Origin of the sequence: Thermosynechococcus sp. QKsg1, from assembly GCF_031586415.1 — a bacterium.
Taxonomy (GTDB): Bacteria; Cyanobacteriota; Cyanobacteriia; order Thermosynechococcales; family Thermosynechococcaceae; genus Thermosynechococcus.
Genome location: NZ_CP134200.1, coordinates 772,487 through 784,587, shown reverse-complemented (window position 1 = coordinate 784,587; position 12,101 = coordinate 772,487). Strand labels below are relative to the sequence as shown.

Below are 12,101 nucleotides of genomic sequence, written 5' to 3'. Positions count from 1 at the left end.
GCCCTCGGCACCGATTGAGCCATCCTATCGTCTGCATTCCTAGCGCATGTTTTGAGGAGTGACCCATGACACCTCGCTATCTAACCAGTCTTGCCCTTGCTGCACTCACTCTCAATCTCGGGAGTATGGCGCTTGCCCAGACTGCAAACACGAATAACCCAATGGAAGGCTGGCAACAAAACGGCAATGCCAATGATTTGGGAAGCATTCTTAATCCCCAGAATGGCAACTTTTCCGTGCCCGGACTGATGAATCGCCTGCGTTTGATGGATGGTCGCGATCCCAACGAAGTAGTGGCGGATCAAATGGAAAATCTTAATGCTGAAGCAGAGGCCTTTCGCAAACGACAGCAGCAACAATTTCAAAATCTAACGGTTACGCCCTAGGACGGGGATGGTATGTCCCCAAGGGTATTGATTTTGGGCTTAGGTCATTGGGGACAAACACTGGCATACCTATTTGAGCAACAGGGCTGCAGGGTCTCCTGCTGGGGGCGATCGCAGGGGGCACTCTCGGCTGTTCTTTTTCAAGACATTCATTTACTGGTTTCGGCTCTCCCCATCAAAGCCGTACGGGAAGTGGCTGCCCAAGTCGCCGCCCTTCAACCCCCCTTAGAAATGATCCTTGTCAGTGCCACGAAAGGCCTAGAATCAGAAACCTTTGCCACAGCGGCGGATATTTGGCAAACCTACTGCCCGCATCACGATCTTGTGGTGCTTTCAGGACCCAACCTAGCCAGTGAAATTCAGCAGGGATTACCGGCAGCGGCAGTGGTGGGGGGCAACCTAGCAGCAACCAAGCAAGTGCAGGACTGTTTGGGCAGTACCACCTTTCGCCTCTATAGCAATGAGGATCGGCGGGGTGTGGAAATGGGGGGCATCTTCAAAAATGTGATTGCGATCGCCTGTGGCGTCAATGATGGTCTGGGTCTGGGCGTCAATGCCCGCTCTGCCCTGATTACCCGAGGACTGGTGGAAATGGTGCGGGTGGGTACCCACTGGGGCGGACAAGTGGAAACCTTCTACGGCCTTTCAGGGTTAGGAGATCTCCTCGCCACCTGTACCAGCGCCCTGAGTCGCAACTATCAAGTGGGGTGGCATCTTGCCCACGGTAAGTCCCTCTCCCAAGCCCTAGCGCTGACCAAGGGGACGGCTGAAGGGGTGAACACTGCTCGCGTGCTCTGCACCTATGCCCAGCAGCACCAGTTAGATATCCCGATTACGGCGATGGTGAATGCCGTTCTTAGTGGCCATCTCACTCCCCAAGCTGCCCTCAACTGTCTTTTGGAGCGTCCCTTCAAGCCGGAGATTATTCCTAGTCAGTAGCTTCAGTCCTTGGCTGTGAACTTGCCCGGGGTGCCGGCAGCGCCGCAGGAGCCGTTTCACTGACGGGAATGGCCACAGGGGGACGGTCAAGACTGAGCATCAAGCCGACTGCCGTTGGCTCAATCGGTAGGGGAGATACCTCTGGCTCAATGCCAGCAGGACTGGTGATAGCTACAGGCAGACTGGGGAAGGGATTGGGAATTAGACCCGTCAGGATTGCCACGAAGGATGCCGCTAGGGTTGCTCCCGCACTCCCTAAGACCCAAATACGACGGGGGCGATGGGCCTTAGCAATCACTTGAGCGGCCAAACGATCCGCTGGACAGGGGGTCAAGGGTACGGGCAGTTCTTGCATCTGCTGCTTGAGGGTCAGGAGTCGCTGATAGAGGCGTTGGCCTTCGGGGTCAGTGGCCAGCCATGCTTCCACCTGTTGCCGTTCTGCAGCCGTCACTTCACCATCGAGGTAGGCGCTCAGGAGTTCAAAGGTATCGCGTTTGCAGTGATCAAGTTCGTCCATCATAGGGGTCTGTCCTTGCAGGAAAAGGGTAGGGGTGATTCGCATCAGGTTGAAGGGAGATCGAGGTGGGGTTGGAGTTCTAGTTGGAGTCGCTGTCGGGCACGGGCGATTCGCGATTTCACGGTTCCGAGGGAAACCCCAGTGATTTGGGCAATTTCTTCGTAGGAGAGGCCTTCAATTTCCCGCAGAACAATCGTTGTCCGAAAGGTTTCCGGTAGGTTGGCGATCGCCCGCCGTAATTGATCATAGAATTCATCCGTACGCAACCGGTCATCGGGACTGGCATCACTGGCGGCAAGTTCCCAGCTCATTTCACCCTCTTGGGTTTTCAGGGGTGCATCCAGCGACAGGGGCGGTTGATGGCGTTTGCGTTTGCGCAACTCATCGTAAAACAAGTTGGTGGCAATGCGGCTGAGCCAACCCCGAAATTTGCTGGCGTCTTGCAGTTTGTGAATGTTGCGATAGACCCGAATCCAGACTTCTTGCACAAGGTCGGCGCGATCGTCCCAGTCGGGCGCGAGGTGATAGATAATTCGCTCCACATGGGATTGGTATCGCCGCAACAATTCAGTAAAGGCAGCGCGATCTGGGGTTCTGCCGGCTTGACAGCGGACAACCAACTCTTGGGGTGTAAGTTTTGTCAGCGGCAGCGTCACCCGAGCACTGGTCTCCTCAACACGCGTCCAAGCAAGGGGAAGACTGGATGTCATGGATACAATCGACCTCAGACCAATCGCTTTTCATGACGCCCTTGCCCCCATGATGTTCCATAATCCGTTATAGCTTGGCAAGGACATTGCCATGCATCCTGTCTTGGCTGCGAGTCTGTTAATGTTCCCTTAACGTTGGTGAATTTAGATTAAACTTTTTATTGTAGCGGCGATCGTTCTTTGGACGCGCTACGCAAACACTCAACGCGCGGCTCAATGTAACCCCTTGTCACCGCCCCTCACCACCATGCTCTGGATCCGCATTGCCAGTGGACTTGTCGCGATCGCTCTCGCGCTGCTGATGACCTTTCTAGGCGGTTGGTATTTTTGTCTGGGCATTGGGGCACTGATTTATCTGGGTCAACTGGAATACTTTGAATTAGCCCGTGCCAAAGGGAGTGCGCCGGCGGCTAAAACCACCCTCGTGGTGAGTCAAGTGCTCCTCATCACCTCACTGCTGCGTCCAGACCTTGCGGATGCTGTCTTTCCCGTCGCAGGTACCTTCATTTGCTTCTACTTGCTATTTCAACCCAAGCTGGCCTCGATCGCCGACATTTCCACTTCAATCATGGGGCTGTTTTACGGCGGCTATTTGCCAAGCTATTGGGTGCGCTTGCGGGGATTGGAGCAACAGGCAACATTACCTTTGGGAGGATTTTGGCCAGAGCAGTTTCAACTCACCGCTTTGCCCTTGGGGTTGCAGGTAACCCTCTTGGCCTTTGTCTGTATTTGGGCGGCAGATATTGGTGCCTATGCTGTTGGTAAGCTCTTTGGCCGGACACGGCTTTCCCACATCAGTCCCAAGAAAACCGTAGAAGGGGCAGTGTTTGGCGTTTTAGGGAGTTTAGGCGTCGCCCTTTGGGGAGCACATTCCCTCGGCTGGCCACTCCCTTGGCTTTTGGGTGCAATGTTTGGCCTCATGATTGGCATTGCCAGTCTATTGGGGGACTTAACGGAGTCAATGATGAAACGGGATGCCGGCGTCAAAGATTCTGGCCAGTTGATTCCCGGGCATGGCGGCATTTTGGATCGCGCCGATAGCTATGTTTTTACGGCACCCCTTGTGTTTTACTTTGTGACGTTACTATTGCCCTTGTGTCAATGAGTTTCTTGCCATTCAATCTACCAAAATTCGCCGCAGTGCTCCGTCTATACCGCAAAGCGGTTAGGTGGTGGTGAGGCGGCGGGCGACCGCAGGGAGCAGTCACTCAATCTCAGCTTGTTGCTGGATATATTGAGCTAGCACCGAACATCGGGTGCGACTGATAGCTATAGTCCACTCATGATCACCCTGACGTACGAGTACAGGCTAAAACTAACCCAGCAGCAGGCCAAGCAGATCGACTACGATCTAGAGGTGTGTCGCCAAGTTTGGAATGATGCGCTGAGGGAACGCAAAGACTGGATTGCTTCGCGCAAATGTCCAGTCAATGCCTGCTCTGTGCATAGCGAGTACATCATCTCAGCGGATGCCCCTTACCCCAGCTTCAACGTGCAGTGCCAACGATTAACCCAAGCAAAGCAGACCAACCCTGATTTAGCGTCGGTTAACACCCAAGCATTGCAGCAAGTCTTGAAGCGGGTGGTTGGCCTCGATGTTGGCTTGGAATACTTTCTCTCCACCTCGGACGGACTTCAACTAGCACGGCCTAGGTTTTTCGTAGAGATGCTGTGAACGGGGAATCTCCTGCTATACGCCTAGCGTTAGCGGGATGAGCGTCAATGAGAACGGGGCTCAGCCTGTCCAGAGGTACTTGATCGTCCGCCTAAAGATCAGGAAAGACAACCCGCACATCGGGATGGACTAAATGGTGCTGCTTGACCACTAGACCCTTGGCAAGGGCAGGGGAGAGTTCGAGGGCGCGATCGCCATGATCGGCGAGGCAAAGAATATAGGGCAAGGTGCTATTCGTCAGGGCTTGGGTGGCTGTCCAAGGCACGGCTCCCGGCATATTCGGCACGCCATAGTGAACCACACCAAAGGCGGTATAGGTGGGGTTGGAATGGGTAGTGGGTCGCAGCGTTTCCACACAGCCCCCTTGATCCACGGCCACATCAATGATCACTGCTCCGGGGCGCATCGTTTGCACAAGGGACTTGGGCACCAAACAGGGAGGACGCTGACCCGGCACAAGGACAGCACCAATCACTAAGTCCGCTTGGGGCAATAGCTCAGCAATGAGGTGAGAACTGCTGTAGAGGTACTCCACCCGGGCGCCAAAGAGGGTTTCTAGGTACTTGAGACGCTCGACATTAATATCGAGAATGCTCACCTGTGCCCCCAAACCCACAGCCATCCGCGCCGCTTCTGTGCCGACGACACCGCCCCCTAAAATGACAACCCGCCCCGGCCGCACCCCCGGAATGCCACTGAGGAGCACTCCCCGCCCCCCTTGGGTACGCTCTAGGAAGCGGGCACCAAACTGCACTGCCAAGCGACCGGCAATCATGCTCATGGGGGTTAGCAGCGGGAAGCTGCGTTGGTGATGCGTTTCTTCAACACTTTCGTAGGCGATCGCGGTAATCCCCGATTCCAACAGAGCCACCGTCAGCTCCCGACTAGCGGCAAGGTGCAAGTAGGTAAAGAGCAGTTGGCCAGAACGCAAATAGCGATACTCCGAGGGCAAGGGTTCCTTGACTTTGACCACCAGTTGGGCATCCCACGCGGCTTGAGCCGTGGACACAATTTGGGCACCTGCGGCAACATAGGCCTCATCGAGAAAGCCTGAACCCACCCCCGCGCCACTTTCAATGAGAACCTCATGGCCGCGCTCCCGCAGACTTTGTACCCCTGCTGGCGTCAGACCGACGCGGAATTCTTGATCCTTCATTTCTTTGGGGACACCAATACGCATGGCCAATCTACTCTCCGAGGTCTAGAAATTGATAACTACCAAAGACTTTCAACACATCTGTAGCGTCCTTAAGCGCCAGCAGACAATCAGCCACCACATCAGGGCGACCATTCACCTCTAGGTCAACAAAGAAGAGATAATCCCCCAAAGCACGTTTGCTGGGGCGCGATTCAATGCGGCTGAGGTTAATCTGGCGATCGCTAAAGAGTTGCAGCACCTTGAGCAGGGCACCGGGGGCATTGGCCTTCAGGCTAAAGGCAATGGAAGTGTGGGTATCCCCCGGCTGGGGCCAGCCATCCCCCTGTTGGCGACTCACCACCCAAAACCGCGTGCAATTGTCGGGAATATCCTGAATTTCGGTGGCGACAATGGGTAGTTGATGGAGTTGGGCGGCTCGTACGGAGGCGATCGCCCCCACCCGATCGGATTGAGCCACGTATTGCAGCCCTTCGGCGGTGGAGGTCACCGGACATTGGCGCGCATGGGGAAGATGGGCTTGTAACCAGCGCTGGCACTGCCCGAGAGCTTGGGGATGGGAATAGACCGCTTGAATTTGGGCGAAATCTGTGCTTTGGGCAATGAAGGCATGGACAATGGGGCGGATAAAGGCGTACTGAATGTGCAGCGTATCCAGTCGCCACAGCGAATCAAGGGTAATGTTGACACTGCCCTCAACCGAGTTTTCACTGGGCACCAGCGCTAAATCTAATTCTCCTACCGCCAATGCCTCCAGACAGCCGGCGATCGTGATCATCGGCACAAGGCAAAGGCATACTCCCTGTTGTTGCTGCCATTGGGCATAGCTTTGGGCAGCTTCTTCGCTGTAGGTGCCCACTGGGCCAAGGTAACCCAGCTTCACCATAGATGGACTTCAATACAGAGGCAGAAAAGAGTCAAGGGCACGTCCCCAGGGGGCATTTCTCAAGATCATAAAAAAATGATTAATGAATGAGTTAGACGTAAGCCGGGTTCTGTTCAAAGGGTGGTTATCTATCTGGGACACTTGTTACCAAGTGCCTCTAGCGGCTCTGGCTAGCAAAGAACTGGGGAAAAGACCAACCCTGGTTCCTTAGCGCTAGCACACCTTGCTTCCAGCCGGGGTTTACCGAGCCAACACCTCTCGATGTTGCTGGTGCGCTCTTACCGCACCGTTGCACCCTTGCCTGTGAGGTTTCCCTCCATCGGCGGTATATTTCTGTGGCACTATCCTCGCGGTCACCCGCACTGGGCGTTACCCAGCAAGCTTGGTCTTTTGGAAGCCCGGACTTTCCTCAGGAGTGAGAGACTCCCGCAACCACCGCGCTAACTCATTCAGTTTTATTGTACTAGGGGTGCTTGGGCAATACTCCCTAGACCAACGGCAGATAATACGGCGACCCATTCACTGCGGGCTAGGTTCCGTGTGGCTTCATTCCCTTGCAGCTCGGCCAAAATCGCCAAGGTTTCGTACCAAAGACCCGCATCAACTGCTGCCCCAAGGCGATCGCCCCCACTCTTGCCCTGAAGTTGCTTTGCCAAATCCGTTGCCGGCTGCACCCGCGAAATCACGCCACTGACAGAGATAAAGGCGGAGGGATCATCGGCATCAGCACCACACAGTAGGGTAAAGGTCCAGCGGTAGTCTTGGCCGGGTTGGAGTTGCACATTGGGCTTCAGTGCCAGAATCCCCGGTTCAGCGGGTAGATCCACCACCATTGTTGCTAGGGGACGATGCTCAGCATCAGCAATCACCACTTCCCCCTGCGTGGCTTTGCTCTTGGGCACAAAAACAAAGAGGGTTGGTGTCGCCACAGCCGTTTGGCCAAGGTGGGTATCAGGGAGTAAGGCGGTTAAACGTTCACTGCCGCTAACACAGGCTCCACGGGTTGCCCCCCCAAAGCGACTACCGGGAACACCACGGTTCGGCAGATTCGCCCGCAGCCGCGCCACAAGACTGGAAGGCTGACTCACCACAGGGGTCGTTCCCTGCGCAAGGCTGAGAGAACCAAGGGGCAACAGAAAGAGGGTCACCGCAGGTACAAGGGCAAGGTAGGAACGCATGGCCAAACTCCTAAGAAGAATGGCTCTACCCTAGCCCTAAGGAGTCGGCCTTGGCAGTGAACTCGCTTACCGTTGGGGTGTGATTGCGATCGCTTGTTTTAGGCAGTGGCACTGGCCAACTGACGCAAAATCTTGAGCGCCTCATCTACGTGGGCTTTGAAGTTGAGCATAGAGTCAAAAACGTAGCGCACCACACCCTCTTGATCAATGACATAGGTGACCCGCCCCGGAAAGAGACCAAAGAGCGAAGAGGCACCATACTGCTGGCGAACCTTGTTGCCGGGATCACTGAGGACGAGAAAGGGGAGTTGGTGATTTTTCTGGAAGCCCTGCTGCCGCTCCACGGGGTCGCCACTAATGCCAATCACTTCAGCACCCAGTTCTTGGAAAACACTGTAGGCATCGCGAAAGGCACAGGCTTGAATCGTGCAGCCGGGGGTTTCTGAGGCGGGGTAAAAGTAGAGGACAACGTTCTTTTTGCCACGAAAGTCGGAGAGCTTCACCTTGCGGCCATCGGCAGCCGTGAGTTCAAAGTCAGGGGCGCGATCGCCCACTTGAATTGCTGTGGCCATACTCTCGCTAATTGCCTCCCAACCACTTTTGGCCATTCAGGCGCTGCATCACCCCAAAGACTAGGAGATCAAGCGTTACTTTACGCTCATCCCCCAAAAATGGCTCAATGGTGCTGGGGGTAATGCCACCGCTGCTACAGACAAAAGCCTTCGGCCCTTGGATATCCCCCTCTAGGAAGTAGAGGCGAAACTGATACATTCCCTTGCCCCACTCACCCATCACGGTATTCTCCTCTAGGCGCAGACTCACATCCCCCACTTTGGCGCTGAGGGCGTTCTGGAGAGCAGGCAAAAAAGCCTCATTAATAAACTCAGCAAAGGGTTTATCCTCAATGGCGGGGGGCTTTTCTTTTTTGGGGGCTTGGGTGGGCGTCTCTTCTGCCATAGCGCTGCTACACGGTACCATTTCCTCTGCATGATAGCACTCTCCCTTGCAGGCAACGGCCATGGGGCAATTAGAATTACGACGCCCAACGATCAAGGATTTAGATAGCATCGTTCAACTGGATCAGGTGTGTCTGGGGGGCTTTTGGTCGCACCAGGGCTATGCCCGTGAGTTGGAGAATCCGCAACATACGCTGCTGGTGGTGGCCACCCTTGATCAAGTGTGGGGCTGTGGCGTGAGCTGGGGGATTGCCGATGAATTGCACCTTGTGTTGCTGATGGTGCATCCGCAGTACCGGCGGCAGGGGTTAGCGGGGTTACTGCTGTGTCGGCTCTTGCAACTGGGGCATCAAGGGGGCGATCGCCAGTGGGCAACTTTGGAAGTACGCGCCAGCAATGCAGCCGCCCAACGACTCTATCAGCACTTTGGCTTTGAACTGGTCGGACGGCGTCCCCACTACTACGAGAACCCCCCAGAGGATGCCCTGATTCTTTGGCGCAATCACCTCAATACTCCCGAAATGGGGCAGGAACTTGAGCAGCACTGGCAGCACTGGCGATCGCGGGTTGAGGCGCAAGGTTGGTTGCTCAGCGATCGCACTGAGAGAACCTAGGGGTGACATATTGCGCTTTGTTACGGTGCTTTCCCCGACCCTTGGGCTGGCGAACGATAATGAAAGGGACACCTTTGGGAGACCTGTCTCATGAACTTGCTGGAACAGTTGCGACAAATGACAGTTGTGGTCGCTGATACGGGAGACATCCTCGCCATTGAAAAATTCACCCCCCGCGATGCCACCACGAATCCCTCGTTGATTACGGCTGCTGCCCAAATGAAGGAGTACCAGCCCATTGTCGATGAAACCCTGCGCAAAGCCAAAGCTGATTTGGGGTCTGGTGCTACTCCCCGTGAGATTGTCTCCCTTGCTGTGGATCGCTTGGCGGTGGCCTTTGGCTTGAAAATTTTGCAAATTATCCCCGGTCGGGTCTCAACGGAAGTAGATGCGCGGCTCTCCTACGATACAGAAGCTACAGTGCAAAAGGCGCGGGAGTTGATTGGCCAATACGAAGCCGCAGGTGTGGGGCGCGATCGCGTGCTGATTAAAATTGCCTCGACTTGGGAAGGCATTCGTGCAGCCGAAATTCTCGAAAAAGAGGGCATTCACTGCAATTTAACCCTGCTGTTTGGCTTCCATCAGGCGATCGCCTGCGCTGAGGCGGGTGTGACATTGATTTCCCCCTTTGTTGGGCGCATTCTCGACTGGTACAAGAAAAAAACAGGTCGTGCCGAGTATCCAGGGCCTGAGGATCCAGGGGTGATTTCCGTCACCAAAATCTACAACTACTACAAGAAATTCGGCTATCCTACCGAAGTGATGGGCGCCAGCTTCCGCAACATTGGCGAAATTATTGAACTGGCCGGCTGCGATTTGCTCACCATTTCCCCGGCCTTGCTCCAAGAGCTACAAAATACCAGTGGCGAGCTAAAACGCAAGTTGGATCCGGCGATCGCTGCCACCCTTGACATTGAAAAAGTCGCTATGGATGAAGCCACCTTCCGCAGGATGCACGCGGCTGATGAGATGGCCAGTGAAAAACTGGATGAGGGCATTAAGGGCTTCACCAAGGCACTGGAGACCCTTGAGGATCTCTTGACGCAGCGACTGGCCCGCCTTGAAGGGGCGGAAACCCTCACCCATGCAGCAGAAGAACTCTTCCATGTCTATGACCTCGATGGCGATGGCATTATTACCCGCGAAGAGTGGCTGGGAACGGATGCAGTGTTTGATGCCCTCGATGCCAACCACGATGGTAAGGTCACGCCAGAGGATATGGGCGCGGGTCTGGGCGTTGTGCTGCATTTGGCTAAGGCGAAATAGAGAGCTAACTCGGCAGGCTTGCATCGGCATCCCCTGTGCGTCACAGTGGAAGAAGTGTTCATGGCTGATGCACCAACGATGTCTGATATTTCTCCCTCCTTTCAGCAATTCCTCAGGGATTGTGAGCAATTGGGGCTACTGCGCCTTGTGGTTACAAACGAAACTGCCGTTCTGGAGGTGCGATCGCCCCTCACCAAGGTCTTCTATGCCGAACTGCCCAAGGGGCGCTATGCCAATATGCACACGGAGGACTTTGAGTTTCACTTGAATATGGATCAGGTGGCCAAAATTCGCTTTGAGGAAGGGCAAGCCAAGCGGGGCAACTTTCCTACCTACGCCATTCGCTTTCTCGATGCCAATGAGAAATCCGTCCTCAGTGCCTTTTTGCAGTGGGGTAAGCCCGGTGAATACGCCGCAGGTCAAGTGGCAGCTTGGCACGCCCTGCGGGAACGCTACGGTACAGAGTGGCAACCCGTGGTGGCCGACCTTGAGGCAAAAGCGTCCAGCGCAACCCATGGATAGGGATCTATGAGAGTCGTTGTAACCGGTGCTACTGGATTTGTCGGGCAGCAGGTCGTCAGCGCCCTCAGCGATCGCGGCGATCACGTGGTTGCCTTAGTACGCTCCCCGGCGAAAGCCGCCAAACAATTCGCTGGCATGACCCATGTTGAATGGGTGGGCTATACCCCCAAAGCCGCTGGGGACTGGTTTGCTGCCCTTGAGGGGGCGGATGCAGTAATTAACTTGGCAGGAGAACCCCTTGCCAATGGTCGCTGGACAGCGCAGCGCAAACAGGAGATCTACGATAGCCGGGTTGTCGGCACACAGCAGTTGGTGCGGGCGATCGCCCAATGTCAACAGCGCCCGCAGGTATTGGTCTCCACCTCTGCCATTGGCTACTACGGCACTAGCGATACAGAAACGTTTGTCGAAACCCATGCAGCGGGAAATGATTTTCTGGCCAAGGTCTGTGTGGACTGGGAAGCGGCTGCCCAAGGGGTAACGGATTTAGGGGTGCGGTTCGTGATTCTGCGTTTTGGCATTGTCCTCGGCGAGCAGGGGGCACTGGCCAAGCTCCTATTGCCCTTTCAGTTATATCTAGGGGGGCCCCTTGGCTCGGGTCAGCAGTGGTTTTCGTGGATCCATCAGCAGGACTTAGTGCGCCTGATTCTAGCCGCAGTGGATCAAGCGGGAATGCAGGGGGTTTACAATGCCACCGCCCCAGAGCCACTGACGATGGCGGACTTTTGCCGGGTATTAGGAGAGGTGATGCAGCGCCCCTCTTGGTTGCCTGTGCCTGCCCCAGTTCTCCAATTGCTGCTTGGGGAAGGAGCTGATGTGGTGCTCAAGGGGCAGCGGGTCTTGCCGGAGCGAACGCTGGCTACGGGATTTCAATTTGACTACCCCAACGCCAAGGCAGCTCTCACCAACCTCCTCAAACCACGATATACTGATGGTTCCCGCTAGTTTGGTGCAAGATGGTGGAATTGACCCCCGCAGCCATTCAAGAGTTGGAACGTCTCCAAGCCCATGGCGTCAGTCGAGGTCGGGCCGCGATTCTACGGATTCAGGTGCAACCCAGTGAGTGCAGTGACTGGCGCTACGATCTTGCCCTTGTGACCGAACCCGAGCCGACGGATGTGCTCACCCAGTCCCAAGGCTGGACGATCGCGATCGCGGCGGAAGCGGCTGAGATGTTGCGGGGCTTGCGGGTGGATTACATCGAAGACTTAATGGGGGGCGCTTTTCGCTTCCACAATCCCAATGCCAGTCAAACCTGTGGCTGTGGCATGGCCTTTCGGGTGAGCGGATCGTAGG

Annotated in this window: 16 protein-coding genes and 1 other RNA gene; 9 read left to right on the top strand and 8 right to left on the bottom strand. The window is 55.5% G+C overall.

The window, feature by feature from the left end:
* The first annotated feature begins 65 nt into the window (after positions 1-65).
* Positions 66-386, top strand: a complete 321-nt coding sequence (locus RHP47_RS03980) for a hypothetical protein (RefSeq protein WP_149818381.1) — start codon at positions 66-68, stop codon at positions 384-386.
* A 12-nt stretch (positions 387-398) separates the two neighbouring features.
* Entirely contained in the window at positions 399-1,325 is a 927-nt protein-coding gene (locus RHP47_RS03975; protein WP_310841084.1) for an NAD(P)H-dependent glycerol-3-phosphate dehydrogenase, read from the top strand.
* Here RHP47_RS03975 and RHP47_RS03970 read toward each other — a convergent pair.
* Both RHP47_RS03970 and RHP47_RS03965 read right to left on the bottom strand, forming a co-directional pair.
* On the bottom strand, positions 1,315-1,845 hold the full coding sequence (locus tag RHP47_RS03970) for an anti-sigma factor (RefSeq protein WP_149818377.1): 531 nt from the start codon (positions 1,843-1,845) through the stop codon (positions 1,315-1,317). The two genes, RHP47_RS03975 and RHP47_RS03970, sit on opposite strands and share 11 nt — an antisense overlap.
* Before the next feature lie 41 nt (positions 1,846-1,886).
* Positions 1,887-2,552, bottom strand: coding sequence for a sigma-70 family RNA polymerase sigma factor (locus tag RHP47_RS03965; protein WP_149818375.1), 666 nt, complete (start codon positions 2,550-2,552; stop codon positions 1,887-1,889).
* 247 nt (positions 2,553-2,799) lie between these two features.
* Between RHP47_RS03965 and RHP47_RS03960 the strand changes: the two genes are divergently transcribed.
* Positions 2,800-3,657: a phosphatidate cytidylyltransferase gene (locus RHP47_RS03960; RefSeq protein ID WP_149821646.1), complete on the top strand. Its 858-nt coding sequence runs from the start codon at positions 2,800-2,802 to the stop codon at positions 3,655-3,657.
* 177 nt (positions 3,658-3,834) lie between these two features.
* Complete coding sequence (locus RHP47_RS03955; RefSeq protein WP_286626691.1) at positions 3,835-4,227, top strand: helix-turn-helix domain-containing protein; 393 nt, start codon at positions 3,835-3,837, stop codon at positions 4,225-4,227.
* A gap of 91 nt (positions 4,228-4,318) precedes the next feature.
* Here RHP47_RS03955 and ald read toward each other — a convergent pair whose 3' ends face one another.
* The 6 genes from ald to RHP47_RS03925 all read right to left on the bottom strand — a co-directional run bounded on the left by ald (position 4,319) and on the right by RHP47_RS03925 (position 8,404).
* Complete coding sequence (ald, locus tag RHP47_RS03950) at positions 4,319-5,407, bottom strand: alanine dehydrogenase (RefSeq protein WP_149818373.1); 1,089 nt, start codon at positions 5,405-5,407, stop codon at positions 4,319-4,321.
* Between the two features lie 7 nt (positions 5,408-5,414).
* On the bottom strand, positions 5,415-6,269 hold the full coding sequence (gene pheA, locus RHP47_RS03945) for a prephenate dehydratase (protein ID WP_310841083.1): 855 nt from the start codon (positions 6,267-6,269) through the stop codon (positions 5,415-5,417).
* 83 nt (positions 6,270-6,352) lie between these two features.
* Positions 6,353-6,717: RNase P RNA component class A (gene rnpB / locus RHP47_RS03940), an RNA gene on the bottom strand.
* Between the two features lie 7 nt (positions 6,718-6,724).
* On the bottom strand, positions 6,725-7,447 hold the full coding sequence (locus RHP47_RS03935) for a DUF928 domain-containing protein (RefSeq protein WP_149818368.1): 723 nt from the start codon (positions 7,445-7,447) through the stop codon (positions 6,725-6,727).
* Between the two features lie 98 nt (positions 7,448-7,545).
* A complete protein-coding gene (locus RHP47_RS03930; RefSeq protein WP_225901532.1) occupies positions 7,546-8,055 on the bottom strand; it encodes a peroxiredoxin in 510 nt (169 codons plus the stop codon).
* A complete protein-coding gene (locus tag RHP47_RS03925) occupies positions 8,027-8,404 on the bottom strand; it encodes a DUF2996 domain-containing protein (protein ID WP_226972003.1) in 378 nt (125 codons plus the stop codon). The genes RHP47_RS03930 and RHP47_RS03925 overlap by 29 nt, the downstream gene beginning before the upstream one ends.
* 61 nt (positions 8,405-8,465) lie before the next feature.
* On the opposite strand from RHP47_RS03925, the gene rimI reads away from it, so the two are divergent.
* The 5 genes from rimI to RHP47_RS03900 all read left to right on the top strand — a co-directional run bounded on the left by rimI (position 8,466) and on the right by RHP47_RS03900 (position 12,100).
* A complete protein-coding gene (gene rimI / locus RHP47_RS03920) occupies positions 8,466-9,017 on the top strand; it encodes a ribosomal protein S18-alanine N-acetyltransferase (RefSeq protein WP_286626690.1) in 552 nt (183 codons plus the stop codon).
* Positions 9,018-9,107: 90 nt separating this feature from the next.
* Positions 9,108-10,283: a transaldolase gene (locus tag RHP47_RS03915; protein WP_149818361.1), complete on the top strand. Its 1,176-nt coding sequence runs from the start codon at positions 9,108-9,110 to the stop codon at positions 10,281-10,283.
* 60 nt (positions 10,284-10,343) lie between these two features.
* The gene (locus RHP47_RS03910; protein ID WP_310841081.1) at positions 10,344-10,805 is read left to right on the top strand and encodes a ChuX/HutX family heme-like substrate-binding protein; all 462 of its coding nucleotides are present in this window, start codon (positions 10,344-10,346) and stop codon (positions 10,803-10,805) included.
* Between the two features lie 6 nt (positions 10,806-10,811).
* A complete protein-coding gene (locus RHP47_RS03905; protein ID WP_310841080.1) occupies positions 10,812-11,750 on the top strand; it encodes a TIGR01777 family oxidoreductase in 939 nt (312 codons plus the stop codon).
* A gap of 11 nt (positions 11,751-11,761) precedes the next feature.
* On the top strand, positions 11,762-12,100 hold the full coding sequence (locus RHP47_RS03900; protein ID WP_310841078.1) for an iron-sulfur cluster assembly accessory protein: 339 nt from the start codon (positions 11,762-11,764) through the stop codon (positions 12,098-12,100).
* The last annotated feature ends 1 nt before the right edge of the window (position 12,101 follow it).